This is a genomic window from Mesorhizobium sp. WSM4307, from assembly GCF_007003945.1.
GTDB lineage: Bacteria > Pseudomonadota > Alphaproteobacteria > Rhizobiales > Rhizobiaceae > Mesorhizobium.
In genome coordinates this window covers 443013-468155 of the sequence record NZ_VFTB01000006.1, presented here as the reverse complement: position 1 = coordinate 468155, position 25143 = coordinate 443013, and the positions used below count along the sequence as shown (strand labels likewise).

Annotated in this window: 26 protein-coding genes; 14 read left to right on the top strand and 12 right to left on the bottom strand. The window is 64.3% G+C overall.

Annotated elements, in window-relative coordinates:
- Nucleotides 1-193: 193 nt before the first annotated feature.
- From FJV83_RS17565 to FJV83_RS17555, 3 genes are all read right to left on the bottom strand, one after another.
- Nucleotides 194-676, bottom strand: coding sequence for a DUF2852 domain-containing protein (locus FJV83_RS17565; RefSeq protein ID WP_027047647.1), 483 nt, complete (start codon nt 674-676; stop codon nt 194-196).
- A 117-nt stretch (nt 677-793) separates the two neighbouring features.
- On the bottom strand, nt 794-1936 hold the full coding sequence (locus FJV83_RS17560) for a benzoate/H(+) symporter BenE family transporter (protein ID WP_095789405.1): 1143 nt from the start codon (nt 1934-1936) through the stop codon (nt 794-796).
- Nucleotides 1937-1938: 2 nt separating this feature from the next.
- The gene (locus tag FJV83_RS17555; protein WP_095789404.1) at nt 1939-2724 is read right to left on the bottom strand and encodes an alpha/beta hydrolase; all 786 of its coding nucleotides are present in this window, start codon (nt 2722-2724) and stop codon (nt 1939-1941) included.
- Nucleotides 2725-2944: 220 nt separating this feature from the next.
- Between FJV83_RS17555 and infC the strand changes: the two genes are divergently transcribed.
- Nucleotides 2945-3481: a translation initiation factor IF-3 gene (gene infC, locus FJV83_RS17550; protein ID WP_010912915.1), complete on the top strand. Its 537-nt coding sequence runs from the start codon at nt 2945-2947 to the stop codon at nt 3479-3481.
- A 26-nt stretch (nt 3482-3507) separates the two neighbouring features.
- On the opposite strand, the gene FJV83_RS37555 is transcribed toward infC, so the two are convergent.
- Nucleotides 3508-3633 (bottom strand): hypothetical protein, encoded by a 126-nt coding sequence (locus tag FJV83_RS37555; RefSeq protein WP_262928143.1) that lies wholly within the window; start codon nt 3631-3633, stop codon nt 3508-3510.
- 67 nt (nt 3634-3700) lie between these two features.
- On the opposite strand from FJV83_RS37555, the gene FJV83_RS17540 reads away from it, so the two are divergent.
- The 7 genes from FJV83_RS17540 to FJV83_RS17510 all read left to right on the top strand — a co-directional run bounded on the left by FJV83_RS17540 (nt 3701) and on the right by FJV83_RS17510 (nt 9972).
- Nucleotides 3701-4327, top strand: coding sequence for an isoprenylcysteine carboxylmethyltransferase family protein (locus FJV83_RS17540; RefSeq protein WP_095792089.1), 627 nt, complete (start codon nt 3701-3703; stop codon nt 4325-4327).
- A 181-nt stretch (nt 4328-4508) separates the two neighbouring features.
- On the top strand, nt 4509-4712 hold the full coding sequence (gene rpmI, locus FJV83_RS17535) for a 50S ribosomal protein L35 (RefSeq protein WP_006201248.1): 204 nt from the start codon (nt 4509-4511) through the stop codon (nt 4710-4712).
- A 92-nt stretch (nt 4713-4804) separates the two neighbouring features.
- Nucleotides 4805-5206, top strand: coding sequence for a 50S ribosomal protein L20 (gene rplT, locus FJV83_RS17530; protein WP_006201247.1), 402 nt, complete (start codon nt 4805-4807; stop codon nt 5204-5206).
- Nucleotides 5207-5353: 147 nt separating this feature from the next.
- Nucleotides 5354-6451, top strand: a complete 1098-nt coding sequence (pheS, locus tag FJV83_RS17525) for a phenylalanine--tRNA ligase subunit alpha (RefSeq protein ID WP_095789403.1) — start codon at nt 5354-5356, stop codon at nt 6449-6451.
- A complete protein-coding gene (locus tag FJV83_RS17520; RefSeq protein WP_142886746.1) occupies nt 6448-6870 on the top strand; it encodes a GFA family protein in 423 nt (140 codons plus the stop codon). The genes pheS and FJV83_RS17520 overlap by 4 nt, the downstream gene beginning before the upstream one ends.
- Complete coding sequence (gene pheT / locus FJV83_RS17515) at nt 6867-9275, top strand: phenylalanine--tRNA ligase subunit beta (RefSeq protein ID WP_142886747.1); 2409 nt, start codon at nt 6867-6869, stop codon at nt 9273-9275. Before FJV83_RS17520 ends, pheT begins: the two co-directional genes overlap by 4 nt.
- 94 nt (nt 9276-9369) lie before the next feature.
- Nucleotides 9370-9972, top strand: coding sequence for a nucleotidyltransferase family protein (locus tag FJV83_RS17510; RefSeq protein ID WP_095789400.1), 603 nt, complete (start codon nt 9370-9372; stop codon nt 9970-9972).
- A gap of 143 nt (nt 9973-10115) precedes the next feature.
- Here the strand turns inward: FJV83_RS17510 and FJV83_RS17505 are convergent, their stop codons facing one another.
- Nucleotides 10116-11111, bottom strand: a complete 996-nt coding sequence (locus tag FJV83_RS17505) for an aldo/keto reductase (RefSeq protein ID WP_142886748.1) — start codon at nt 11109-11111, stop codon at nt 10116-10118.
- A 96-nt stretch (nt 11112-11207) separates the two neighbouring features.
- Between FJV83_RS17505 and FJV83_RS17500 the strand changes: the two genes are divergently transcribed.
- The 5 genes from FJV83_RS17500 to FJV83_RS17480 all read left to right on the top strand — a co-directional run bounded on the left by FJV83_RS17500 (nt 11208) and on the right by FJV83_RS17480 (nt 16151).
- Entirely contained in the window at nt 11208-12098 is an 891-nt protein-coding gene (locus FJV83_RS17500) for a LysR family transcriptional regulator (protein ID WP_095789398.1), read from the top strand.
- A 71-nt stretch (nt 12099-12169) separates the two neighbouring features.
- Nucleotides 12170-12739: a cytochrome b gene (locus tag FJV83_RS17495; protein WP_142886749.1), complete on the top strand. Its 570-nt coding sequence runs from the start codon at nt 12170-12172 to the stop codon at nt 12737-12739.
- Between the two features lie 69 nt (nt 12740-12808).
- The gene (locus tag FJV83_RS17490) at nt 12809-13384 is read left to right on the top strand and encodes a YceI family protein (protein ID WP_142886750.1); all 576 of its coding nucleotides are present in this window, start codon (nt 12809-12811) and stop codon (nt 13382-13384) included.
- A gap of 81 nt (nt 13385-13465) precedes the next feature.
- On the top strand, nt 13466-14452 hold the full coding sequence (locus FJV83_RS17485) for a Gfo/Idh/MocA family oxidoreductase (RefSeq protein ID WP_142886751.1): 987 nt from the start codon (nt 13466-13468) through the stop codon (nt 14450-14452).
- A 40-nt stretch (nt 14453-14492) separates the two neighbouring features.
- Complete coding sequence (locus tag FJV83_RS17480) at nt 14493-16151, top strand: FAD-binding dehydrogenase (RefSeq protein ID WP_142886752.1); 1659 nt, start codon at nt 14493-14495, stop codon at nt 16149-16151.
- A 46-nt stretch (nt 16152-16197) separates the two neighbouring features.
- On the opposite strand, the gene FJV83_RS17475 is transcribed toward FJV83_RS17480, so the two are convergent.
- The 7 genes from FJV83_RS17475 to FJV83_RS17445 all read right to left on the bottom strand — a co-directional run bounded on the left by FJV83_RS17475 (nt 16198) and on the right by FJV83_RS17445 (nt 24014).
- Entirely contained in the window at nt 16198-17136 is a 939-nt protein-coding gene (locus FJV83_RS17475) for an alpha/beta hydrolase (protein WP_142886753.1), read from the bottom strand.
- A 112-nt stretch (nt 17137-17248) separates the two neighbouring features.
- On the bottom strand, nt 17249-18031 hold the full coding sequence (locus FJV83_RS17470; RefSeq protein WP_095771512.1) for a carnitinyl-CoA dehydratase: 783 nt from the start codon (nt 18029-18031) through the stop codon (nt 17249-17251).
- The gene (locus tag FJV83_RS17465) at nt 18024-20102 is read right to left on the bottom strand and encodes an acetate--CoA ligase family protein (RefSeq protein WP_142886754.1); all 2079 of its coding nucleotides are present in this window, start codon (nt 20100-20102) and stop codon (nt 18024-18026) included. The genes FJV83_RS17470 and FJV83_RS17465 overlap by 8 nt, the downstream gene beginning before the upstream one ends.
- Nucleotides 20103-20185: 83 nt before the next feature.
- On the bottom strand, nt 20186-21349 hold the full coding sequence (locus FJV83_RS17460; protein WP_095771511.1) for an acyl-CoA dehydrogenase: 1164 nt from the start codon (nt 21347-21349) through the stop codon (nt 20186-20188).
- A 4-nt stretch (nt 21350-21353) separates the two neighbouring features.
- Nucleotides 21354-22448, bottom strand: a complete 1095-nt coding sequence (locus tag FJV83_RS17455) for a carnitine 3-dehydrogenase (protein ID WP_142886755.1) — start codon at nt 22446-22448, stop codon at nt 21354-21356.
- Nucleotides 22445-23077, bottom strand: a complete 633-nt coding sequence (locus FJV83_RS17450) for an HD domain-containing protein (RefSeq protein ID WP_095771509.1) — start codon at nt 23075-23077, stop codon at nt 22445-22447. Before FJV83_RS17450 ends, FJV83_RS17455 begins: the two co-directional genes overlap by 4 nt.
- Before the next feature lie 13 nt (nt 23078-23090).
- Nucleotides 23091-24014, bottom strand: coding sequence for a 3-keto-5-aminohexanoate cleavage protein (locus FJV83_RS17445; RefSeq protein WP_095771917.1), 924 nt, complete (start codon nt 24012-24014; stop codon nt 23091-23093).
- Nucleotides 24015-24150: 136 nt separating this feature from the next.
- Here FJV83_RS17445 and FJV83_RS17440 point away from each other — a divergent pair, with 136 nt between their 5' ends.
- On the top strand, nt 24151-25131 hold the full coding sequence (locus tag FJV83_RS17440) for a GlxA family transcriptional regulator (protein WP_095771508.1): 981 nt from the start codon (nt 24151-24153) through the stop codon (nt 25129-25131).
- Nucleotides 25132-25143: the final 12 nt, after the last annotated feature.

Here is a 25143-nt window from a genome sequence, read left to right as displayed (position 1 = left end):
ATACGCGATTCGAGAAAAACGACTAGAACAAAAAAGAAACGGCGCCGCTCGCGCGACGCCGTTTTTTCACGATCGGGCCTGCCCTACAGCGCCGCGCGTCCTCCGGGACGCGCAGAGGACGCTGTAGCACTTCAAGTTGGCGCATGACCTTTTCCGAAAACCGGTTCCGGTTTTCGGGGCCATGCGCTCGGCCTCAGTCGTCAAGCAGGTTCGAGCCCTTGCCACGCTTGGTGGGGGTCGTGCCGGTGCTCGGATCGGTCTTCGCCGGAGCGGTCGACTTGTTGCGCTTCGCCATGAAGCGGTCGAACTCGTCCTGATCCTTGGCGCGACGCAGTTCGCGGGCATAGTCGTCGAACTCGGTCAGCATGTCATCGAGCTTGCGGCGTTCCTCGGCGAGGCGCTCAAGCTCCTTTTCGCGCCAGTCGTCGAAAGCGACGTTGCCGGTGCGGGCGGAGCCATTGCCCCAGCGCGCGGCCTTGTCGGAACCGCGGCGGCAGCCGGCGAAGATGCCGTCGGTCGCACGGTTGACGTCACGCTTGAAGCCGTCGAGCCGGTCGCCCCAGATGATGTAGGCGAGCATGGCGAAGCCGAGCGGCCAGAACACCATGAAGCCGATCACCATCAACGCGATGGTTGCCGGCGTCCAGGCCGGGCGGATCAATGCAGATGTGTTCATTTTCTCCCATTCCTTCGGTTGGAGACAGCCAAGACCGGCTGCGTGGAATCGAAATGGGAAGGCAAAAACAGCGATTCAAGACAATATCCGCCAAAACCGGACAAGGGTCTGAAATGATTATCGCTTTTTGAGACTGTCGAGGAAAAGCACGACCAGCCCGGTGATGAGGCCCCAAAATGCGGCGCCGACGCCGAACAGCGTCAACCCCGAAGCGGTGACGACGAAGGTGACGGTGGCGGCCATGCGATCGCCCTCGTGCTTCAGTGCGATCGCCAGCGCATTGGCGAGCGAGGCCATCAGCGCCAGACCCGCCACCAGCACGATCAGGCTTTGCGGCAGGACGGCGAATATCGCCACCAGCGAGGCGCCGAAAATCGCGAAGATGAGATAGGCGAGCGCATAGAAGGGGCCGGTCTTCCAGCGCTCGGCGGGGTCGGGATGGACGTCCGGCCCGGTGCAGATCGCCGCCGAAATCGCCGCCAAATTGGTCGTCGAGCCACCGAATGACGCCGACAACAGGGAAAACAGTCCGGTGACGCCGATCAGCGGCCCGGGTTCGGGATGGTAGCCGGCGGCGCGCAGCACGGCCAGCCCGGAGAGGTTCTGCGAGGCCATGGTGACGAGATAAAGCGGCAGCGCCAGGCCGATCATCGCCTTGGCGGTGAAATCAGGCGCGATCAGCGTCAGCGTCGACAGTTCGGGTGTCGGCAGGCCGCCGACACGGCCGGTTAGAAATGCGGCGAGACCGCCGCCGACCAGCACCGATAGCACCGACAGCGCCGGGTGGAACACGCGGATCAAGAAGAAGGCCGCGATCAGCGGCAGGATCAGCCAGGGGTCGACGGGAACGGTCTTGACCGCATTGAGGGCGAAGGTGACGACGATGCCGCCCAGCATGCCGGAAGCGACCGAGGGCGGTATCCTGGAGATCAATTGCGTCAGGGGCCGGAACAGGCCGGTGGCGATCAGCAGGATGGCCGTGGCGATGAAGGCGGCGACGGCCTCGCCGATTGAAAAGCCGGTCGACGCCGCCATCAGCGCCAGGCCTGGTGTCGACCAGGCGGTGATGACAGGCATTTTCGTGCGCCACGACAGCCACAGGCTCTCGATCGCCATGGCCAGGCAAATGGCCGTCACCCAGCTTGCCGTCTGAATTTGCGACGCGCCGACCGCGTGGGCGGCGGCGATGACGATGGCCAGCGTGCCGCCGAAGCCGACGATTGCCGCGACGAAGGCCGAGATCGGAATGGAAAGGCGCATCGTCACTTGCCCCGCCCGGCCATGTCGCCGACCGCCCGCACCAGCATGTCGAGATCCTGCGGCCGCGACAGGCGGTGATCGCCGTCCGGAATGAGCGACAGCGTGACATCGTCGGCCGGCAGCAGGCTGACCAGTTTCAGCGCGTGGCTCGACGGTACGTCCGGATCGGCCAGTCCCTGCAGAATGTGGACCGGGCAATGCGTGTCGATCGGACCGGTCATTACCCGGTTGGCGCGCCCGTCCTCGATCAAAGCGCGTGTATAGATGTAGGGCTCGGCTGAATAATCGGAGGGCTCGGCGAAGAAACCCTTCTCGGCGAGGTCACGCTTTTGCGCCTCGGTCAGCGCCGGTTCGACCAGATCAGAAGTAAAATCCGGCGCCGGCGCCAGCAGCACCAGGCCGACGACGCTTGCGTCGCCCGCCTTGCGCAATTCCTGCACCATGCGCAGCGCGATCCAGGCGCCCATCGACGAGCCGACCAGGATCTGATTGCCCTTGGCAAACTTCCGGAACACAACAAGGCTTTGCGAAAGCCATGTCGAAATCGTACCGTCGGCAAAGGCGCCGCCGGATTCGCCGTGGCCGGAATAGTCATGGCGCAGGAAGGCGCGGCCCTCTTTCGCCGCCCAGTCAGACAGCGTCTGCGCTTTCGTGCCCAGCATGTCCGACTTGTAGCCGCCGAGCCAGACGATGCCGGGCACGGCGCCTGTCGTATGGCGCACCGCTATGCGCGATCCATCGACGTTGAGAAAGGTCGGGGGGAGAAAGGTTGGGGGCGTGACGGTCATGGCTTTTTCCTCAGGCCCCTCTTCTGGCTCGGGTTCTTGTGGCACAGCCAATGGCGTGGCGAAAAGTGCTCGCGCTGCTTCTTTGTTTGGTGCAGGCGGTGATCAGGGTGATTTTCTGTCAACGCTGTGCTATTGACTCCGCCCGCGCGCTCACCACATTGGCGCGTCCACGCATCAAGACTGACAAATCCTGAACGAAACGGCCAAGGAGACCACGACCATTCGCAGACCTTTCAAAGCAGCGGCGCCAACCAAGGATGGGCCGCGCTCCAACCGTGACATCCGGGTTCCCCGGGTCCAGCTTATCGACGCCGAAGGCCAGAACCGCGGCGATGTTTCCATCAACGACGCATTGCTGCTCGCCGAAGAGGCCGGGCTCGATCTCGTTGAGATATCGCCCAATGCGGTGCCGCCCGTCGTAAAGATCCTCGATCTCGGCAAGTTGAAGTACGCCAACCAGAAGAAGGCGGCCGAGGCGCGCAAGAATCAGAAGGTCATCGAGATCAAGGAGATCAAGATGCGCCCGAACATCGACAGCCATGACTACGAGACCAAGATGAAGGCGGTGCGCCGCTTCTTCGAGGAAGGCGACAAGGTCAAGCTGACGCTGCGTTTCCGCGGCCGCGAGATGGCGCATATGGAACTCGGCATGCAGCTTCTGAACAAGGTGCGCGAGGAAGTGGCGACCATCGCCAAGGTCGAGGCGGAGCCGAAGCTCGAAGGCCGCCAGATGATGATGGTGCTGGCGCCGCGCTAAGGTGTGCTGAATATCAACACCTGAGATCACGATAAAGTCAGGCGCGACCAGCGCTCCAAATCCGCCTGAATTGTCTTGCAGAGCGTCCCGGCGATCGGCGGGACGCCTGTTTCTCGGCTAAAGCTGCGATCGCCGGCTTTGTTTTTATGCATGTCGTCCTCCCAAAACCGAACCCACTTTTGGGCGACATGCAATAGCTCCTCGACGATCGGATATCCCTTGGACAACGAACTCAAATACGGGCTGGGCAATTACCAGCAGATGCGTCGGCTGGTGCTTGCCGTGCTCGTGGCGGTGCTGTTTCTGGCGCTGCTGTTCGGTCAATCGACCTTCCCACCCGACACGCCTGTGCATGAAACAGTCGAGATGTTCGGCGTGCTGCTGATTTTCCTCGGCATCGTCGGCCGCCTTTGGGCCACGCTCTATATTGGCGGGCGCAAGTCCTCCGAGGTGGTGACGGGCGGGCCGTACTCGATCACCCGCAACCCGCTTTATGTGTTCTCGACCGTGGCCGCGGCCGGCGTCGGCGCGCAGATTGGTTCGTTCTCGGGCATTATCCTGTTCGCACTGCTATGCGCGGGGGCTTTCCACATCGTCATCCTGCGCGAAGAGAAATTCCTCAAGGAGGCACTTGGGGCGCCCTATCAGGCCTATCTGGAGAAGGTGCCGCGCTTCTTTCCGAAACTTTCCCTCTATCAGGAGGGCGACACCGGCAGCTTCAAGCCGCGCCTGCTGCTGACCACGCTGCTCGACGGCCTGGTGTTCCTGATCGCGCTGCCGGCCTTCGAACTGATCGACGGCGCGCAGCAGTCGGGCGTGCTGCCTGTGTGGTTTACGCTGCCCTGATCGGGACAGAGCGCCGCACGGCTTCAGGTGTTGCGTACAGGCCGTCTTTGACGTATAGGACCGCCGTTCAAGAAAACCGCCCGGCAGGGCATGCCGTGGCGGTTTCATTTGCTTTTCGGGCTTTGGTCGGCCCGGAGCGAACAAGAAGCGCGATAGTGCGCCAACAAGACGGAGTAGCAAAATGCCCAAGATGAAGACCAAGTCGGCCGCCAAGAAGCGGTTCAAGATCACAGGTACGGGTAAAGTCCTGTCGGCTGCGGCCGGCAAGCGTCACGGCATGATCAAGCGTTCCAACAAGTTCATTCGAAATGCCCGCGGCACGATGGTTCTGGCTGAACCGGATGGCAAGAAGGTCATCAAGAATTTTCTGCCGAACGGCCTCTGAGCATTCGGTCTGGACACGCATTAGTTTTACGCAATTCCGAACGGAAAACCGCAAGACACTTTTCCAGGAATTGCTTTTAAGGAGATCATGACATGGCACGCGTAAAAAGAGGCGTCACCTCGCACGCCAAGCACAAGAAGGTCCTGAAAGCCGCCAAGGGCTTCTACGGCCGTCGCAAGAACACCATCCGCATCGCCAAGCAGGCGGTGGAAAAGTCGCTGCAGTACGCCTACCGCGACCGCAAGAACCGCAAGCGCTCGTTCCGCGCGCTATGGATCCAGCGCATCAACGCCGCGACCCACGAGCATGGCCTGACCTATGGCCGCTTCATCGACGGCCTCAACAAGGCCGGCATCGAGATCGATCGCAAGATCCTGTCCGACATGGCCATCCATGAGCCGCAGGCTTTCGCCGCGCTCGTGGCCAAGGCCAAGGTCGCGCTCGAATATCTGAAGAACACCACGCCGAACGCTTTTGAAAGCGCTGTCGCCTAAGACCAGCGCTTCCCAAGCATTCGCAATTCTGATTATGGGGAACCCGCGCTGGCACGGCTGGCGCGGGTTCTTTTTTGACCCTGATGTAACCAAAATGGTGACGACGAACCAAAATGGTGTCGGTCACCCTATCGAGAGAGCTTCACTGTGAACGCCACCGCTGGAAATCTTGAAGCCCTGGAAGATTCACTGCTGGCCGATATCGCATCTGCCGCCGATGAGCCGGCCATCGAGGCCGTGCGCATCGCCGCCTTCGGCAAGAAGGGCACCGTGTCCGAGATGCTGAAAACGCTTGGCGCCATGACCGCCGAGGAGCGCCAGCTCAAGGGGCCCGTCATCAACGGCCTCAAGAACCGCGTCACCGAGGCGCTGACGGCCCGCAAGGCCGAACTCAGGGATGTGGCGATCGCAGCACGTCTCGCCGCCGAGAAGGTCGACGTGACGCTGCCGGTGCGGCAATCGCCGGCCGAGCGCGGCCGCATCCATCCGATCAGCCAGGTCATCGACGAGATCGCCGCAATCTTCGGCGATCTCGGCTTCGCCATCGCCGAAGGTCCCGATGTCGAGACCGACTACTACAATTTCACCGCGCTGAATTTCCCGGAAGGACATCCGGCGCGCGAGATGCACGACACCTTCTTCTTCCAGCCGGACGGGAAGGGTGAGCGCAAGCTGTTGCGCACGCACACCTCGCCCGTGCAGATCCGTACCATGGAGAAGCAGAAGCCGCCGATCCGCATCGTCATTCCGGGCAAGACCTACCGCCAGGATTCCGACGCCACGCACTCGCCGATGTTCCATCAGGTCGAGGGTCTGGTGATCGACAAGACGGCCAATGTCGCCAATATGAAGTGGGTGCTGGAGGAATTCTGCAAGGCGTTCTTCGAGGTGCCGTCAGTCAAGATGCGCTTCCGGCCGTCCTTCTTCCCGTTCACCGAGCCAAGCCTCGAGGTCGACATCCAATGCGACCGCTCACGGCCCGGCGAAGTGCGCTTCGGCGAAGGCTCCGACTGGATGGAGATCCTCGGCTGCGGCATGGTGCACCCCAATGTGCTGCGCGCCGGCGGGCTCGATCCCGACGAGTATCAGGGCTTTGCCTGGGGCATGGGCATCGACCGCATCGCCATGCTCAAATACGGCATGCCGGACCTGCGCGCCTTCTTCGACGCGGATGTGCGCTGGCTGTCGCATTACGGGTTCCGGCCCCTCGACATGCCGACGCTGTTCGGCGGCTTGAGCGCATGACAGCGCTCCACATCGGCGGCTGCCGCTGCGGCGCCGTGCGGTTCGAGGCCTCGGCCGAGCCGCATCACGTCGGCTATTGCCATTGCGGCGATTGCCGGCGGGCCAGCGGCGCGCCGGTCTCGGCCTTTGTCGGCTTCCCGGCCGATAAAGTGGCGTTCACCGGCAAGGCGCTGATGATGTACGAGAACGGCCCGGTGACGCGCTCGTTTTGCGGCGTCTGCGGCTCGCCCATCACCTATCTCGACGAGCGGCTGACAGACGACATCTATTTCATGCTCGGCGCCATGGACGCGCCGGCCGATTTCAAGCCGACGCTGCATGCCTATGTCAGCGAGCAGCTTCCCTTCCTGCATATGTCCGACGATCTGCCGAGACATCCGAAATCAAGCGTCAAAAGACCGGACGGAACAGCCCCATGAAATTCACCCTCTCCTGGCTCAAGGATCATCTCGAGACCGACGCCACGCTCAACGTGATCGTTGAGCGGCTGACGTCGATCGGCCTCGAAGTCGAGCATGTCGACGACAAGTCGAGCCTGAAACCCTTCGTCATCGCCAAGGTGCTGACGGCGGTGCAGCACCCCGATGCCGACCGCCTGCGGGTGCTGACCGTCGATACCGGCGACGGCAAGCCCCCCGTCCAGGTCGTCTGCGGCGCGCCGAATGCCCGCGCCGGCCTGATCGGTGCTTTCGCCGCGCCCGGCACCTATGTGCCCGGCATCGACGTCACGCTGACGGTCGGCAAGATCCGCGGCGTCGAGAGCCATGGCATGATGTGTTCCGAGCGCGAGCTGGAACTGTCCGATGAGCACAACGGCATCATCGACCTGCCCGAGGACGCGCCGGTCGGCGCCAGCTTCGCGTCCTACGCCCATCTCGACGATCCGGTCATCGAGATCAACCTGACGCCGAACCGGCCGGATGCCACCAGCGTTTACGGCATTGCCAGGGATCTGGCGGCAAGCGGGCTCGGCACGCTGAAAAGCGCTGCGGTCGAAAAGATTGCCGGCAAGGGCCAGACGCCGGTCAAAGTGGTGATCGAGGCGCCGGAACTTTGTCCGGGCTTTGCCTTGCGGCTGGTGCGCGGCGTCAAGAACGGCCCCTCGCCGAAATGGCTGCAGCAAAGGCTGATCGCCATTGGTCTTAGGCCGATCAGCGCACTGGTCGACATGACCAACTACGTCACCTTCGATCGCGGCCGGCCGCTGCATGTGTTCGACGCCAGGAAGGTCGCCGGCAATCTCGTCGTGCGCCGCGCCAGGGACGGCGAGAAGGTGATGGCGCTGGACGGTCGCGAATACACGCTGACGCCCGACATGTGCGCCATCGCGGATGACAATGGCGTCGAATCCATCGCCGGCGTGATGGGCGGCGAGCATTCCGGCTGCGACGAGAACACGACCGACGTGCTGATCGAATCGGCGCTTTGGAATCCGATCACCACCGCCCGCACCGGCCGCACGCTCGGCATCATCACCGATGCGCGCTACCGTTTCGAGCGCGGCGTCGACCCTGAATTCATGGTCCCCGGCATCGAGCTGGCGACGAGGCTGGTGCTCGATCTCTGCGGCGGTGAGCCGGCCGAGACCGAAGTCGTCGGTTATGCCGGCCACAAGCCCAAGATCGTCTCCTTCCCGCTGTCGGAAGTGACGAGGCTGACCGGCATCGAGGTGCCTGAGGCGGAAAGCCTCGACATCCTGTCGCGCCTCGGCTTCAAGCCGCAGGGTTCGGGCGATGTCGTCGATGTGGCGGTGCCGTCCTGGCGTCCCGATGTCGACGGCAAGGCCGACCTGGTCGAGGAGGTGATGCGCATCCACGGCGTCGACAACATCGCGCCGCAGCCGCTCGGCGCGCATGACGCGGTCAATTCGAAGATCCTGACCACGCTGCAGGTCCGCACCCGCACCGCCAAGCGCGCGCTTGCCGTGCGCGGCATGATGGAGGCCGTCACCTGGTCGTTCATCCCGGCCAAGCATGCCGAGCTGTTCGGCGGCGGCCAGAAGGCGCTGAAGCTTGCCAACCCGATCGCCGCCGACATGTCCGACATGCGGCCGTCGCTGCTGCCGGGGCTGATCGCCGCCGCGCAGCGCAATGCCGACAAGGGCATTGGCGATGTCGCGCTGTTCGAGGTGTCGGGCACCTATGAGGGCGACGGCGCCGACCAGCAGCGGCGCGTCGCCGCCGGCGTGCGCCGCGGCACCGCCAAGCTCGACGGCTCGGGCCGCAGCTGGGCCGGCAATTCCGGCCCCGTCGGCGTGTTCGACGCCAAGGCCGATGCGATCGCGGCGCTCGAAGCCTGCGGCGCGCCGGTCGAGCGGCTGCAGATCGAGGCGGGCGGTCCAGCCTGGTACCATCCCGGCCGGTCCGGCACGATCAAGCTCGGGCCGAAGACCGTGCTCGGCACGTTCGGCGAATTCCATCCCAAGACGATGGAAGGGCTCGACGTTTCCGGCCCGCTCTGCGGCTTCGAAGTGTTCGTCGACGCCGTGCCGGAGCCGAAAGCCAAGCCGACGAAGACCAAGCCGAAGCTGGAACTCTCCGCCTTCCAGGCGGTGAAGCGCGACTTCGCCTTCGTCGTCGACAAAGCGATCGAGGCCGGCGCGCTGGTGCGCGCAGCACTTGCCGCCGACAAGAAGCTGATCACAGCCGTCACGGTCTTCGACATCTTCGAAGGAGCGTCGCTCGGCGCCGACAAAAAATCGATCGCCATCGAAGTGTCGATCCAGCCGGTCGAGAAGACGCTGACCGACGAGGATTTCGAGGCGCTGGCCAAGCGCATCGTCGAGAATGTCGGCAAGCAGACGGATGGCGTGCTGCGCGGCTGAAGCAATTCCAGGAAAAGTGCTTGGCGGTTTTCCGTCCGGAATTGCGCAGAAACCACGGCTTGCGGGCAGATGGCGAATCGTCCTCCAAAGGGCGATGGACCATCTGCGCTATTCCGGGCTGCCGTTCGAAGCACAGCGCGCGGCGTTCCTCGACATCATCTTGGGGGACCCGCTCGTCCATGAGGCGCTGGCGCGGGCCCGCACGCTTGAGCTGCCGGACTGGCTGGTGGTTTCTGGGGCGCTCTACAATACAGTCTGGAACCATCTGACCGGCAAGCCGTCGGGTTACGGCATCAAGGATGTCGACCTGTTCTATTTCGACGACAGCGACCTGTCCTATGAGGCCGAGGATGCTGTCATCCGCCGGGCGGCGCGGCATTTCGAGAGGCTGGCGCTGCCGGTCGAGGTGCGCAACCAGGCGCGGGTGCATCTGTGGTATCCGCAGAAATTCGGGCAGCCCTGCCCGCGCTATACGAGTTCCAGCGAACCCATCAGCTATTTTGCCTCCAAGACGCATGGGGTCGGGGTGCGCTACGATGCCGGTGGGCAGATGGAGCTGGTGGCGCCGTTCGGGCTTGATGACGTCTTCTCGTTTCGCATCACGCCGAACCGGGTGACGGACAACCAGCGAACGCATGAGGCGAAGGGCAAGCGGGCAAAGGAGAACTGGCCTGAGATTATTGTGGTGCCTTGGTGACTTTACCCTCCCCCTTGTGGGGAGGGTCGATCCGCGCAGCGGATCGGGGCGGGGTACTCGTAGGGCGCTCCCCCACCCCGTCTCGCTGCCTCCGCTTCGCTGCGGCCGCGAGCCGACCCTCCCCACAAGGGGGAGGGTGAAGGCTACCCATTCACCAGAGCCAGGAGCTCCTCGGTGTAGCGCTTGCCGACCACCTTATCCGGCGACAGCGCATCGCCGATCGCCGCCACTTCGGCCGCGCTCAGTTCAATCCCGGCCGCCGCCGTGTTCTGCTCCAGGTGGCGGATTTTTCGCGCACCCGGGATCGGTACGATGAAATCGCCCTGGTGCAGCACCCAGGCCAGCGCCAGCTGCGCCGAGGTTACGCCCTTTTCCGCCGCCATCCCTTCCAGCGTGGCGATGACCTTGGCATTGGCTTCCATGGCTTCGGCCTGGAAGCGCGGCAAGGTCCGGCGCCAGTCGCCATCGTCGAGCGTTTCGGGCCTGGCGATCTTGCCCGTCAAAAGACCACGGCCGAGCGGGCTGTAGGGAACGAAGCCGATGCCGAGTTCGCGGCAGACGGCGAAGACCTCCTCTTCCGGGTCGCGGGTCCACAGCGAGTATTCGCTCTGCACGGCAGCGATCGGATGCACGGCATGCGCCCGGCGGATGGTCGCCGCACTTGCCTCCGACAGGCCGAGCGCGCGCACCTTGCCCTCGCGCACCAGCTCGGCCATGGCGCCGACCGTATCCTCGATCGGCACGTTGGGGTCGACGCGGTGCTGGTAATAGAGGTCGATGACATCGGTACCCAACCGCTTCAGCGAGGCCTCGGCCACCGCCTTGACGTGCTCGGGGCGGCTGTCGACGCCGGCCATGCGGTCGAGGCCGGTGCCTTCCTCCAGAATCTTGAAGCCGAATTTGGTGGCGATGGTGACCTTGTCGCGCACCGATTTCAGCGCCTTGCCGAGCAGGATCTCGTTCTCGTAAGGGCCATAGACTTCCGCCGTGTCGAAGAAGTTGACGCCGATCTCGACGGCGCGGTGCAGCGTGGCGATCGCCTCTGCCTCCGGCTGGCCGCCATAGGCGAAGCTCATGCCCATGCAGCCGAGGCCGACGGGATAAACGTTCAATTCAGTTCCCAGCTTGCGGGTTTGCATCACGCGTCTCCTTGTTGCGATGCGGCAGAAATAGCGCCTTGCAGTCTGTTCGATAATAGGCTCACATTTGCACGGGCTGTTCCAAGAAATAGATCAATGAACCGAGCACATCTCTCACAGCTGGCCGTGCTGGCGACCGTTGCCCAATGCGGCAGTTTTCGCGGCGCCGCCAGGGAATTGGCCATCGCGCCGTCGGCGGTCAGCCATGCGGTGTCCAGCCTGGAGGCACGGCTCGGCGTGCGGCTGCTGGCGCGCAGCACGCGCAGCGTCGCGCCGACGGAAGAGGGTGCGCAATTGCTGGAGCGGCTGCGTCCTGCCCTTTCCGAAATCGACCTGGCGCTGGAGACGGCACTCGAGGCGCGCGACCGGCCGGCCGGGAATTTGCGGCTCAGCGTGCCGCGCACGGCGGCGCATCTGGTGCTGACACCACGGCTCGGCGCCTTTGCCAAGGCCTATCCCGACATCGTGCTGGAGATCCTCATCGAGGATCGTTTCACCGATGTGGTGGAAGGCGGTTTCGACGCCGGTGTGCGGCTCGGCGAGAGCCTGCAGCGCGACATGATCGCGGTGCGCATCGGGCCGGACATGCGCGGCGCGGTGGTCGGCGCGCCATCCTATTTCGCGACGATGCCAAGCCCCAGCCACCCGCGCGACCTTGCCGATCATCGCTGCATCCGCTTCCGTTTCTCGAGCGGCATTCTTTACCGCTGGGAATTCGAGAAAGACGGAGAGGAGATCGAGATTGCGGCGCAAGGGCCGCTGATTCTCGACGAGGACCATCTGATCGCGCAAGCGGCGATCGACGGCACCGGGCTCGCTTTCGTCTTTGAGCCTTATGTGCAGGCCCCGCTCGCCGACGGCAGGCTGATCCGCGTGTTGGAGGACTGGTGTCCGGCTTTCGAGGGTTTCTTCGTTTATTACCCCAGCCGCCGGCAGATGCGCCCGGCGCTCAGGGCATTTGTGGATTTCTTCAAGGTGAGCGGTTAGCTTACCCTTCCACCTTGTAGGGAGGGTGAGGGGCGTTGGAAGAAAGTTCTGTCCAGCGTCGTTCACACACGATGCAGTCGATCACCAACACCGCGACCCGCTACGGCTGGGCGACGATCCTCCTTCACTGGCTGATCGGCATCATCTTCATCGGCCAGTTCGCCCTCGGCTTCATCATGGTGCGGCTGACCAGCCAGCGCACCGCTTTCGAGCTTATCCAGTTGCACAAATCGTTGGGCTTTCTGCTGCTTGGCCTCATCATCCTGCGCATCGCCTGGCGGATTGGCAATGCGACGCCGCCTCTGCCGCCTTCGGTCGGCACGCTGGAACGGCGTACGGCGCCGCTCGCACATCTGGCGCTCTATGCATTCCAGGTGGCCCTGCCCTTGTCCGGCTGGGCGCTGGTTTCGGTTTCGACGCTGGAAATTCCGACCATGCCGTTCAACATGTTCGTGATGCCCAATCTGCCGCTCGCCGAATCCGATGCCGCCGAAAGCTTCTGGGCGGCCGCGCACTGGTATCTCGCCTATCTGGGCATCGCGCTCGTCGCGCTGCATGTCGCAGCCGCCCTGCGCCACCACTTACTGCTGCGCGACAGCGTGCTCACGCGTATGATCACACCTTCGTCAGGTGGGGAATAGAGCGGGCGGCACGCGCGTTTGTGAGGTGAGGACGCGAACAAGCGTTGCCTCCTAGAAAGGAACAATCCCATGCATGCGCGCATCCTTGGATTCGCGGCTTTTGCCGCATGCCTTGCCGTGCCCGCAGCCGCGGCGGTGGCATTGAGCGACGCCGCCGGCAGCTACACGATCAGCCCGGCAGGCTCCAGCATCCGTTTCACCATAGGCAAGGCCGGCGGCGGCGGCTTCGACGGCGCCTTCGCCCACTTCAAGGGCACGATCCGCATCGACAATGGCGATGTCGGGCGCTCGAAGGTCGACCTTACCATCTATCCGGAAAGCGTCGGCACCGGCCAGAGCCGCATCGATGCCTTCCTGCGCTCCGACGCGGTGTTCGATGCGGCCAACAGCCCGGAGATCCAGTTCCGCTCGACCAGCGTGACCCGCACCGGCGACACATCAGCCCTTGTCACCGGCAGGCTGACGGCGCGCGGCAAGACGTTTGCGGAAAAATTCACCGCCGAGCTCAATGGGTTGAAGGGCGGCACGATCAAATTCCATGTCACCGGCAAGGTGCTGCGGTCGCGCTACGGCATGGATGTCGGTACGCCGCTCTATTCCAACGTCGTCGACTTCGATATGACGCTAGCGGGGAAGAGGGGCTGAGCCAGGGGACAGCCCCGGTCATTGGCTTTTCCGTCGATTTCGGGCAAACCTCGCCTGATGTAACCGACATGGAGAAGCGTGATGTTCCGATGGGGTGTGTTGTCGACGGCCAAGATCGGCCGCGAGCAGTTGTTGCCGGCAATCGTCGAAGCGGAGAATGGCGTGCTATCGGCGATCGCCAGCCGCGACCTGTCGAAAGCCAAGGCCCTGGCCGAGCGCTTCGGCGCGCGCCATGCGTTCGGATCGTACGAGGAATTGCTGGCCTCCAAGGATATTGACGGCGTCTATATCCCGCTGCCGACATCGCAGCATGTCGAATGGACGGCCAAGGCCATCGAGGCGGGAAAACATGTGCTGGTCGAGAAGCCTCTCGCGCTCGACGCCAAGGATATTCTCCCCTTGATCAAGCTGCGCGATGCCAAGAAGGTGCTGGTCTGCGAAGCCTTCATGGTCATCTACCACCCGCAATGGATCAAGGTGCGCGATCTCATCGCCAGCGGCGCCATCGGCCGGCTGCGCCAGGTGCAGGGCGCGTTCTCCTACTACAATGTCGACCCCAACAACATGCGCAACCAGCTCGAGCTCGGCGGCGGCGCATTGCCCGACATCGGCGTCTACCCGACCGTGTCGACGCGCTTCTCGACCGGCAAGGAGCCTGGCCGCGTGCAGGCGACGATCGAGCGCGACAAGAAATTCGGCACCGACATCTACTCCTCGATCCGCGCCGATTTCGGCGATTTCGAACTGTCCTTCTATTTGTCGACGCAGATGGCTGCGCGTCAGGTGATGGTGTTCCACGGCGAGAAGGGTTTCATCGAGGTCTTTTCGCCCTTCAATGCCGGGCTCTACGATCATCACCGCGTCGAACTGCACAACCAGAACCACACCGAGGCGCAGGTGTTCCGCTTTCCCGGCACGCAGCAGTACCGGCTGGAGGTCGAGACTTTCGCGCGCGCGGCACAGGGCGGCAAGGAGCGTGTCTTCACGCTGGAGGAATCCGTGCTCAACCAGAAGGTCATCGACGCCATCTTCCGCGCCGGCGGCAAGGACGGCTGGGAGGCTGTCTAACTCTCCGCAATGAAGTAGCCGGCTAATTCTGGGAGGAAAAATGGCTGACGACGCGGACGTGATCATTGTCGGCGCCGGCCTTGCCGGGCTGGTTGCCGCCGCCGAGCTTGCCGAGGCCGGCAAGAGGATCATCATCGTCGACCAGGAGCCGGAGCAATCGCTGGGTGGCCAGGCATTCTGGTCGTTCGGCGGGCTTTTCCTCGTCGATTCGCCGGAGCAGCGGCGCATGCGCATCCGTGATTCGCATGATCTGGCGCTCGAGGACTGGATGGGCACCGCCGCTTTCGACCGGCCGGAGGATTTCTGGCCGCGCAGATGGGCGGAAGCCTATGTCGGTTTCGCCGCCGGCGAGAAACGCTCCTGGCTGCTGCAGCGCGGCCTGAAATTCTTTCCCGTGGTCGGCTGGGCCGAGCGCGGCGGCGGCAATGCCATCGGCCATGGCAATTCGGTGCCGCGCTTCCACATCACCTGGGGCACCGGCCCCGGCGTGCTCGAGCCGTTCGTGCAGCGCGTGCGCGAGGCGCAAAAGCGCGGATTGATCAGCTTCAAGTTCCGTCACCGGGTCAACGAATTGACGCGGACGGGCGCCGTGGTGACCGGCGTGCGCGGCGATATCCTCGAACCCAGCACCGTCGAGCGCGGCCACAAGAGCTCGCGTGACATATCGGGCGATTTCGAGCTGCATGCGCAAGCGGTGATCGTGGCCTCCGGCGGCATCGGCGCTAATCATCAGCTGGTGCGGGAAAACTGGCCGAAGCGCCTGGGCACGGCGCCGAAGCGCATGATCACCGGCGTGCCCGACCATGTCGACGGCCGCATGCTGGCGATCACGGAACAGGCCGGCGGCTCGATCATCAACCGTGACCGCATGTGGCACTATGTCGAGGGCATCAGGAACTGGGCGCCGATCTGGACCGAACACGCGATCCGCATCCTGCCCGGCCCGTCGTCGCTCTGGCTCGATGCCAGAGGAAAACGCCTGCCGGTACCGCTCTATCCCGGCTTCGACACACTGGGCACGCTCAGCCACATCATGAGCACCGGCTTCGACTATTCCTGGTTCATCCTGACCAGGAAGATCATCCAGAAGGAGTTCGCGCTGTCGGGTTCCGAACAGAACCCGGACCTGACCGGCAAGAGCTGGCGCCAGGTGCTCGGCCGCGCGACATCAGGCATTCCGGGTCCGGTGAAGGCCTTCATGGAGAAGGGCGAGGATTTCATCGTCGAGGCCGACCTTTCGAAGCTGGTGGCGCGCATGAACGCGCTGGCCGGCGGCGAGCCGCTGCTCGAGCTCGCGCAGGTGGAACGCGAGATCCGCGCCCGCGATCGCCAACTCGACAATCCGTTCTCCAAGGACATGCAGATCACCGCGCTGCGCGGCGCCCGCGCCTATCTCGGCGACAAGCTCATCCGCACGGCCAAGCCGCACAAGATGCTCGATCCGGCAAACGGCCCGCTGATCGCGGTGCGCCTCAACATCCTGACCCGCAAGACGCTGGGCGGCCTGCAGACCGATCTCGACAGCCGCGTGCTGGATGCGGATGGCCAGCCGGTCACAGGGCTCTATGCGGTGGGCGAAGCGGCCGGCTTCGGCGGCGGCGGCGTGCACGGCTATGCCGCACTGGAAGGCACGTTCCTCGGCGGCTGCATCTTCTCCGGCCGCAGCGCCGGCCGAGCGGCGGCCGGCTCTGTGGCGTGAAACGGCGGTACCGTGGTGTCAGGCCCGTCGTGAGACGGGAAACCGCTCACCAGAGCCAGGCGCCTCGTCCAAGTGCGGCCACCGCTTCGACAATCCGCGTGAAACTTTCGCGGGCGCGACCGACCGTGTGGCGGGCCCTGAGATAGCCGTGCACCAGACCCGGTTCCTCGAACCAGGTGGCTCGCCCGCCCGCTGCGATGATGCGGTCACGATAGGCCTCGCCGTCCGAAGACAGCGGGTCACACTGCGCGGTGATCAGCACGGTCGGCGGCAGTTTGGCGAAGTCGGTATCGGCAAGCGGCGCCAGCGTCGCATCGCCGCTGCGATCCTGCCCGCCGGTGCGGATGTGCTTGTAGAATTCGAGATCGCGCATGGTCAGCATCGGCGCTTCGGCATGCGTAACATAGGAGCCCTTCGAGCGGTCGCCGCCAAGGCCGGGATAGATCAGCAACTGGCCCGCCGGCCGTTTCGCATGGCCGCGCGTGGCGTGGCCGACGGCGGCGCAGAGATTGCCGCCGGCGCTGTCGCCGCAAAGCAGGATGGGTCGGTCGCGCGTGGAAGCGGCCCATGCAAAGGCGCTCATCGCGTCGTCAAAGGCGGCCGGATGCAGATGCTCCGGTGCCAGCCGGTAATCGACGGAGACAATTTCGTAGGTGGTGCGGGCGCAGAGCTCGGCGCAAACGTCGTCATGGCTGTCCAGCCCGCCAAGAATGAAGCCGCCGCCGTGGATGTAGAGCACAGTCGCCGCCGGTTGCGGGGCGCTTCGGTAGATGCGGATCGGGATGTCGTGCGCGGGCGTAGCAATGGCCGAGGTTTCGACCGTCACACCCTGGGGATAGCCGGCAAAGAATTCCCGGCACATGCGGTCATAGATCTCGCGCTGCTGGGTGATCGTGTAATCGATCGTATCGGGCGGATAATAGGAATTGGTCCGCTCGATGAAGGCCCAGGTCTCGGCGTCGATGAGTTTTGTGTAGTCGGTCATGGAGCTCCTTTACCTCCCCCTTGAAGCGAGAGAGCGCCGCGGAGCGGCGGGCGGCGCGCTTCACCCCACCCCGGACCTTCGGTCCGACCCTCTCCATCAAGGGAAGGGTAAATCACTTCCCCTTCCACACCGGATCGCGCTTTTCGGCGAAGGCGCGGAACCCTTCCATATTGTCTTCCGACCCATAGAGCGCGTCGACCGTCGCCAACTGCCGGCGCGTCACCTTGTTCATGGCGTCCTGGAAGGTCAGCGCTTCGGCCACCCGCGCGGTCTCCTTGATCGCGGCGAACACCAGCGGCGGGCCGCTGGCGAGCAGGCGGGCGATCTCCCAGACGCGGTCCTCGAGCTTTTCCTTGGGCAGCACTTCGTTGACCAGGCCCCAGCGATGCGCTTCCGCGACATCCATCCAACGGCCGGTGAACAGAAGGTCCATGGCGACATGATAGGGAATGCGCTTCGGCAGCTTGATCGTCGCCGCGTCGGCCAACGTGCCGGCGCGGATTTCGGGCAGCGCGAAGGAGGAGTGGTCGGAGGCGTAGATGAGATCGCAGGACAGCGCGAGTTCGAAGCCGCCACCCACCGCCATACCGTTGACGCAAGCGATGACCGGCTTGTTCAAGTCGCGCAATTCCTGCAGGCCGGCGAAGCCGCCGACGCCATAGTCGCCGTCGACCGCGTCGCCGCCGGCGGCCGCCTTCAGGTCCCAGCCGGCGCAGAAGAACTTGTCGCCGGATGTCTTGACGATGGCGACGCGCAATTCCGGATCGTCGCGGAACGCCTTGAAGGTTTGCCCCATCAGCCGCGAGGTCTTCAGGTCGATGGCGTTGGCCTTGGGCCGGTCGAGGGTGACCTCGAGGATCGAGCCTTCGCGACGGGTCGAAATGACATCAGACATTTTTGTTCTCTCCCAGCACCAGCAGCGCGTCTGCGATCCAGGCACCCTTGCCTTCGACGCAGACGATCAACGGGTTGATGTCGAGTTCCTCGATCTCGCCGGCATTCTTCTGCACGAAGTCGGCAATGCCCGCGATGGCGTCGATGGCGGCCGCGACGTCGGCCTTCGGCCGGCCGCGATAGCCTTCGAGCAGCGGGAACAGCTTCAGGCCGCGCAAAGCCGCCTCGATGTCGTCGCGGGTCGCCGGCAACATCAAGGTGACGCTGTCGCGCAGCAGTTCGACCAGCACGCCGCCAGTGCCCAGCGTCATGACAGCGCCGAACATCGGATCCCTGGTGAAGCCGACGATCAGTTCGGCGACGCCGTCGCGCACCATGCGCTCGACATAGAGGCCGGTGCCGAGCGGCAGCAGATCATGCGCCGCCGTGCTGACGGATTCGGCGTCCTTGAGGTTGAGCCTGACGGCGCCGACCTCGGATTTATGGGTGACGCCCAGCGCCTTCAGGGCGACGGGGAAGCCGAGCGCCATCGAGGAAATCACCGCCTCGACCGCATTGCCGGCGCGCTCGCCCTTGGGCACGGGAAGCCCGGCCTTGATCAGCCGCGCCTTGGCCTCGGCTTCGTCGGGCGTGACATGCGCGCCGCCGGCGGCGCCGGCAGCGGAGGTGTCGACCGGCTGCGCCTGCGGTTCGGCCCATGCCCAGCCGATGAAGGCCGCTGCGCCTGCGGCATCCATGGCCTCGGAAATGCCGAACAGCGGCACCATGCCGCGCGCCATCAGCTCCGCGGTGTATTCCTCCGGCAGGTTCTCCGGCAGCGAGGAGACGATCGCGCCATGCGCCTTGTTGGTCTTCAGCGCCGATTCGAAGGCGCGCAGCGTCGCCCACCAGTCGGTGACCGAGCAACGGTCCGGGCGCGGAAAGTCGAGCACCAGCATGTTCAAGTCGAAGCCGCCCGACACCATGGCGGTGAACGTGGCCGTCATCGCCGGCTCATTGTTCCAGATGAAGGTGTGGTAATCCAACGGGTTGGCGACCGCGACCAGCGGCCCGAGCGTCGACTTGACATGGGCGCGGTGTTTTTCCGTCAGAACCGGGAAATTGACCCAGCGGCCTTCGGCGCTGTCGGCCATGACAGAAGCCTCGCCGCCAGAACAGCTCATCGACGACAGGCGATAGCCCGGGAGCGGACCAGTGATGTGCAGCAGCTTCAGCGCCTCGATGAAGGCCGGAATGGAATCGACGCGCGCAATGCCGAGCCGCCTCAGGAAAGCGCCGGACGCCGCGTCCGAGCCGGCCAGCGACGCGGTGTGCGAGACGGTGGCCTGCCGCGCCTGTTCGGAGCGACCGACCTTCATGGCGATGATCGGCTTCTTCAGTTCGCGTGCCCGCGCAGCCAACCGTTCGAAGCCGGCTACCGAATCGAAGGCCTCGATATGCAGGCCGAGCGATGTCACCCGCTCATCCTCGATCAGGCCGAGCGCCATTTCGGAGAGGCCGGTCTGCGCCTGGTTGCCGGCGGTCATCAGGAAGGCGATCGGCAGGCCGCGCTTCTGCATCGTCATGTTGATGGCGATGTTGGAGGATTGGGTGATGATGGCGACGCCCTTGCCGCCCTCCTCCAGCCGGATGCCGCCATGCTGGTCGGGCCACAAAAGCGCGCCATCGGCATAGTTGATCAGGCCGTAGCAATTCGGCCCGATGATCGGCATCTCGCCGGCGGCCGCGACCAATTCGGCCTGCAGCCGCTCGCCGTCATCGTCATAGGCTTCGGTCTCGAGGAAGCCGGCGGCAAAGCAGACGGCGCCGCCGGCGCCGCGTTCGGCCAGCGCCTTGACGACCTCGATGGTCAGATGCCGGTTGACGCCGACAAAGGCGGCATCCGGCGCGTCGGGCAGATCGGCGACCGACCGATAGGCCTTGCGTCCGGCAACCTCGTCCTTGGTCGGGTGCACCGGCCAGATCTCGCCGGCAAAACCCATCTTGATCGATTGTGCGACGACGGCGGCGGCCTGCACGCCACCGAAGACGGCGATCGATTTCGGGCGCAGGAGACGTTCGAGTTTATGCATGGTCTTCTTTTCGTTTGAGCATCTCAGGACAAACGATCTCGTTTGCCCGACAAAACCGAATCTCGGCTTTGGGCGATCATGCTCTAAGCACCGAACGGACGCAGCAGCGCCCGCGAAATAATATGTCGCTGAATCTCCGACGTGCCCTCCCAGATGCGTTCGACGCGGGCGTCGCGCCAGATGCGTTCCAGCGGCAGGTCGTCCATCAGCCCCATGCCGCCATGGATCTGGATGGCCTCGTCGGCAACGTATGCCAGCATTTCGGTGGCCTTCAGCTTGGCCATGGCCATGTCCTGGTCGGTGACGGTGCCCTGATCGTACTTCCAGCCGGCTTCGAAGACCATGAGGTCGGCGGCCTTCAACTCGGTCGCCATGTCGGCGAGCTTGAACGACACGCCCTGGAACTTGCCGATCTGCTGGCCGAATTGCTGGCGCTGGGCGGCATATTCCACCGCATGGCCGAGCGCCCGCTCGGCGCGTCCGAGGCAGGTGGCGCCGACCTGCAGGCGGGTGGCGCCAAGCCAGGAATTGGCGACGTCGAAGCCCTTGTGCACTTCGCCGAGAACCTGGCTGGCCGGCAGCCGGCAATCGTCGAATTCGAGGATGGCGTTGGTGTAGCCGCGATGCGAGACGTTGCGGTAGCCATCGCGCACCGTGAAACCCTTGGTGCCCTTGTCGACGAAGAAGGCGGTGATCTTCTTGCGCTTGCCACGCGGTGAATCCTCTTCGCCGGACGCCATGAAGACGATGGCGAAATCAGCGAGATCGGCGTGGCTGATGAAATGCTTGGTGCCGTTGAGCACCCAGTCGTCGCCGTCCTGCACGGCTGACGCCTTCATGCCGCGCAGGTCGGAGCCGGCACCCGGCTCGGTCATCGCCAGGCAGTCCCATTTCTCGCCGCGGATGCAAGGAAACAGATATTTTTCGCGCTGCTCGGGCGTGCCGGCCAGGAGGATGTTGGAAGGCCGCGCCACGCAGGTCCAGTGCAGCGCGTAATTGGCGCGGCCGAGTTCCTTTTCGTAGAGCAGCCAGGTCACCGTATCGAGCCCCGCGCCGCCGACATCGGCCGGCATGTTGGCGGCATAGAGCCCGGCCGCGATCGCCTTGGCCTTGAGTTCCTCGATCAGCTCGCGGCGCAGCACACCGGTGCGCTCGACCTCTCGCTCATGCGGGTAAAGCTCATTCTCGACAAAGGCGCGCGTCGTCTCGACGATCAGCTTTTGCTCTTCCGAAAGACCGAAATCCATCGTCTCAGCCCTTCTTCTTTTTCTTCGGCTTTTCCGCCTTCTTCACCGGCTTGGAGGCCTTGGCCTTTTCGGCGGCCTTGGAAGCAGCCGGCTTCTTTGCCGCCAGCTTGGCCAACTGCTTGGTGTAATCCTTGTGCAAGGCGCCGGCGCCCCAGCCCTTGCCCTTGTTCTGCTTCGACAACGCATCCATGATCGCGACCAGATTGTCGTCGCGGATCTTTTCCAGTTCGCGGATCGACAGGCCATGCGCCTGGTCGTCCGACTGGGTGGCGATCAGGTCGACCAGTTCGTCGTTGAATTCCGGCACGTCCATCAGCTTGGTCCACGGCCATTTCAGGCATGGCCCGAACTGCGCCATGAAGTGGCGCATGCCGGCCTCGCCGCCGGCGACGCGATAGACCTGGAACATGCCCATCTGCGCCCAGCGCAGGCCGAAGCCGTAGCGCATGATGTCGTCGAGTTCCTCGACCGTGCAGATGCCGTCCTTGATCAGCCACAGCGCCTCGCGCCAGGCGGCTTCGAGCAAGCGGTCGCCGACGAAGGCCTCGATCTCCTTGCGGATGACGACGGGCTTCATGCCGATCGAGGCATAGATCTCCTTGGCGACCTCGATCGCCTCGGGGAAGGTCTGCTCGCCGCCGACGATTTCGACCAGCGGCAGGAGATAGACAGGGTTGAACGGATGGCCGACGACCAGCCGCTCCGGGTGCTTCTTCATCGCCACCTGCATGTCGGTCGGCTTGATGCCGGAGGTCGAGGAGCCGACAATGGCGTTGGCCGGCGCATGGGCGTCGATCTCGGCCAGCACCTTGTGTTTGAGGTCGAGCCGCTCCGGCACGCTTTCCTGGATGAAATCGGCGTCCGCGACCGCCTCGGCGATGGTCTTGGCGAAGGTGAGCTTGCCCTCTTTCGGCAAGCCGCCGGGCACCATCTGCTTGTAGGCGCGGCGCGCGCCCTTCATCACTTCCGAGACCTTGCGCGAGGCTTCCGGATCTGGATCGAAGATCGACACGTCGATGCCGTTGAGCAGCAGCCGCGCCACCCAGCCGGCGCCGATGACACCGCCGCCAACGGCGGCCGCCTTGTTGATGATGCTCATGCGCAAGCTCCGGTTCTTGTCCTGGCTGTTTCGGGATCAATGAGAGGCACGCGCTCGCCGGCGCGGATCACGGATGCGTCGTAGGCCTTGCGGGCGAAAACCTCGAGCACGAAGGGCCGGAAGAAGTCGATCGGCAGCGTCTCATAATCGGGATCGAAGCTCGACTGGTCCCAGCGCTCGCAGAACTGGTCGCAATCGTCGAAATAGGCGTGGCCGGCAAAGCGGTCGCGCGCATGGCGGTTGCCGCCGAGATGATGGGCGTAATAGAGCCGCTGGAAGTCGCCGTGTTTCTCGACGACCCAGGTGCATTGCTCGCGCACGAAGGGCTTCAGGATCGAAGCGGCGTATTCGTCGTGATTGTATGGCGCGTAGATGTCGCCAATGTCATGCAGCAGCGCACAGGCGATCCAGTCGATGTCGGCGCCGTCGCGCCAGGCGCGCGTCGCCGCCTGCAACGAATGGCCGAGCCGGGTGATCTTGTAGCCGGACAGACCCTCGTCGAGCTGGACCAGCGCGTCGAGCAGCCGCTCGCCGGTCCTGGCGGCATAGTCGGTCTCATGGGCGGTCAGGAACTCGTAGTCTTGCCTGTCGCCATCCTTCATCGCGGTGAATTTGACGGTAGTAGCCATCGCCAGCCCCCACCTATGCCGCGGCTGCGATCGGCGCCCGCTTGGTCAGGTTGAGCTTCTTGCGCACTTCCTCCGGCCCCAGGATCCGGGCGCCGAGATTGGTGACGATGCTGGCGGCACGCTCGACGAGCTGCGCATTGGTGGCGAGCACGCCCTTGTCGAGCCAGAGATTGTCCTCAAGACCGACGCGGACATTGCCGCCGGCGATCACGGCCGCCGCGGCATAGGCCATCTGGTTGCGGCCGATGGAAAACGCTGACCAGTTCCAGGTCGACGGCACGTTGTTGACCATTGCCATGAAGGTGTTGAGATCGTCCGGCGCGCCCCACGGCACGCCCATGCAGAGCTGCACCAGCGCGTCGGGGTTGAGCACCTTTTCCTCGACCAGCTGCTTGGCGAACCAGAGGTGGCCGGTGTCGAAAGCCTCGATCTCGGGCTTGACGCCGAGGGCCGTCATCATGCCGCCCATGGCGCGCAGCATGCCGGGCGTGTTGGTCATGACATAGTCGGCTTCGGCGAAGTTCATGGTGCCGCAGTCAAGCGTGCAGATTTCCGGCAGGCACTGGCGCACATGCTCCATCCGGTTGGTGGCGCCGCCCATGTCGGTGCCTTTTTCGTTGAGCGGCAGCGGCGCTTCCGGCGAGCCGAACACCATGTCGCCGCCCATGCCGGCGGTGAGGTTCAGAACGACGTCGACATTGGCGTCGCGGATACGCTCGGTCACCTCGCGGTAGAGATGCACATCGCGGCGCGGCTTGCCGGTCTCGGGGTCGCGGACATGGCAGTGGACGATGGCCGCGCCGGCCTTGGCTGCGTCGATGGCCGAATCGGCGATCTGCTTGGGCGAACGCGGCACATGCGGAGAGCGATCCTGCGAGCCGCCGGATCCGGTCACGGCACAGGTAATGAAGACCTCACGGTTCATCGCAAGCGGCATGGAATTCTCCTCCCAATTCGAACAGCCATGCATGTCGCCCAAGAGTGGGAACCGGTTTTGGGACAACGACATGCACAGGGACACGCATAACATTGCGCGACTTGCAGGCGGCTGCTTTGCGCTTTACGAAGGCTGCATGACAAAAAACGAAAAGGCGACAATCTTTCGCGCCGAGCAGTCGCCGCTCAAGGTGACGTTGCTGGTGTTTTCCGGGGCATCCATCATGTGCGTGGCGTGCGCCGTCGATCCGCTGCGGGCCGCCAACCGCATCGCCGGCGAAACCCTGTTCGACTTCAAGCTGGTTTCGGTAACCGGGGAGGCGCCGGTCACGACATGCGGCCTGCCCGTGGCGGTCAGCGGCCGATTCGATGCCACGGAACCGACCGATGTCCTGGTCGTGGTCGCGGGCTTCGGTACGCAGAACTATGCGACGTCGGCCTTGCTCGCCGGGTTGCGCCGCGCGGCGCGGTCGGCCCGCGCCTGCGGCGGCGTCGAGGCGGGCACATGGCTGGTGGCGCGCGCCGGCCTGCTGGAAGGGCGCAGCGCCACCACCCATTGGGAGGACATGGAGGATTTTTCGTCCGCATTTCCGGGCGTCGACGTGCGCCCCGACCGATACATCATCGATGGGCCGGTGTTCACCACGGGCGGCGCGTCGCCGACCCTGGACCTGATGCTGCACCTGATTCGCACCCGGCTCGGCATGGCCGTGGCGCTCGATGTGGCAAGCGCGTTCATCTACGACCAGGCGCGCGTGGCGACCGATGCGCAGCCGCTGGTCTCGCTCGGCCGGCTCGATGGCTACGATCCGCGCCTGGCGCAGGCCATCCGGCTGATGGAAGCGCATGTCGACCAGCCGCTGACCATAGAAGCCATCGCCAAGCGCGCCGGCGTGACGGCACGGACCCTGGAAAGCATCTTTCGCAAGTCGATCGGCGAGACGCCGGGCGCCTATTATCTGAGGCTGCGGCTGGGGGCCGCGCGCCGGCTGGTGGTCGACACGCGCGTGGCCATGGCGGATATTGCCGGGCGGACCGGATTCTCGTCCGCCGCGGCATTTTCCAGAGCGTTTTCAAGAGCGTTTGGCGAAGCCCCGGTGAGGTTGCGCCGGGGCTAAGTCAGTTCAGGG

Excerpts from the sequence above, each read along its gene's own strand:
- FJV83_RS17565 (WP_027047647.1), bottom strand. The coding sequence starts at position 676 with ATGAACACATCTGCATTGATCCGCCCGGCCTGGACGCCGGCAACCATC.
- FJV83_RS17560 (WP_095789405.1), bottom strand. The coding sequence starts at position 1,936 with ATGCGCCTTTCCATTCCGATCTCGGCCTTCGTCGCGGCAATCGTCGGC.
- FJV83_RS17555 (WP_095789404.1), bottom strand. The coding sequence starts at position 2,724 with ATGACCGTCACGCCCCCAACCTTTCTCCCCCCGACCTTTCTCAACGTC.
- FJV83_RS37555 (WP_262928143.1), bottom strand. The coding sequence starts at position 3,633 with ATGCATAAAAACAAAGCCGGCGATCGCAGCTTTAGCCGAGAAACAGGC.
- rpmI (WP_006201248.1), top strand. The coding sequence starts at position 4,509 with ATGCCCAAGATGAAGACCAAGTCGGCCGCCAAGAAGCGGTTCAAGATC.
- rplT (WP_006201247.1), top strand. The coding sequence starts at position 4,805 with ATGGCACGCGTAAAAAGAGGCGTCACCTCGCACGCCAAGCACAAGAAG.
- FJV83_RS17520 (WP_142886746.1), top strand. The coding sequence starts at position 6,448 with ATGACAGCGCTCCACATCGGCGGCTGCCGCTGCGGCGCCGTGCGGTTC.
- pheT (WP_142886747.1), top strand. The coding sequence starts at position 6,867 with ATGAAATTCACCCTCTCCTGGCTCAAGGATCATCTCGAGACCGACGCC.
- FJV83_RS17510 (WP_095789400.1), top strand. The coding sequence starts at position 9,370 with ATGGACCATCTGCGCTATTCCGGGCTGCCGTTCGAAGCACAGCGCGCG.
- FJV83_RS17505 (WP_142886748.1), bottom strand. The coding sequence starts at position 11,111 with ATGCAAACCCGCAAGCTGGGAACTGAATTGAACGTTTATCCCGTCGGC.
- FJV83_RS17500 (WP_095789398.1), top strand. The coding sequence starts at position 11,208 with ATGAACCGAGCACATCTCTCACAGCTGGCCGTGCTGGCGACCGTTGCC.
- FJV83_RS17495 (WP_142886749.1), top strand. The coding sequence starts at position 12,170 with ATGCAGTCGATCACCAACACCGCGACCCGCTACGGCTGGGCGACGATC.
- FJV83_RS17490 (WP_142886750.1), top strand. The coding sequence starts at position 12,809 with ATGCATGCGCGCATCCTTGGATTCGCGGCTTTTGCCGCATGCCTTGCC.
- FJV83_RS17485 (WP_142886751.1), top strand. The coding sequence starts at position 13,466 with ATGTTCCGATGGGGTGTGTTGTCGACGGCCAAGATCGGCCGCGAGCAG.
- FJV83_RS17480 (WP_142886752.1), top strand. The coding sequence starts at position 14,493 with ATGGCTGACGACGCGGACGTGATCATTGTCGGCGCCGGCCTTGCCGGG.
- FJV83_RS17475 (WP_142886753.1), bottom strand. The coding sequence starts at position 17,136 with ATGACCGACTACACAAAACTCATCGACGCCGAGACCTGGGCCTTCATC.
- FJV83_RS17470 (WP_095771512.1), bottom strand. The coding sequence starts at position 18,031 with ATGTCTGATGTCATTTCGACCCGTCGCGAAGGCTCGATCCTCGAGGTC.
- FJV83_RS17465 (WP_142886754.1), bottom strand. The coding sequence starts at position 20,102 with ATGCATAAACTCGAACGTCTCCTGCGCCCGAAATCGATCGCCGTCTTC.
- FJV83_RS17460 (WP_095771511.1), bottom strand. The coding sequence starts at position 21,349 with ATGGATTTCGGTCTTTCGGAAGAGCAAAAGCTGATCGTCGAGACGACG.
- FJV83_RS17455 (WP_142886755.1), bottom strand. The coding sequence starts at position 22,448 with ATGAGCATCATCAACAAGGCGGCCGCCGTTGGCGGCGGTGTCATCGGC.
- FJV83_RS17450 (WP_095771509.1), bottom strand. The coding sequence starts at position 23,077 with ATGGCTACTACCGTCAAATTCACCGCGATGAAGGATGGCGACAGGCAA.
- FJV83_RS17445 (WP_095771917.1), bottom strand. The coding sequence starts at position 24,014 with ATGCCGCTTGCGATGAACCGTGAGGTCTTCATTACCTGTGCCGTGACC.
- FJV83_RS17440 (WP_095771508.1), top strand. The coding sequence starts at position 24,151 with ATGACAAAAAACGAAAAGGCGACAATCTTTCGCGCCGAGCAGTCGCCG.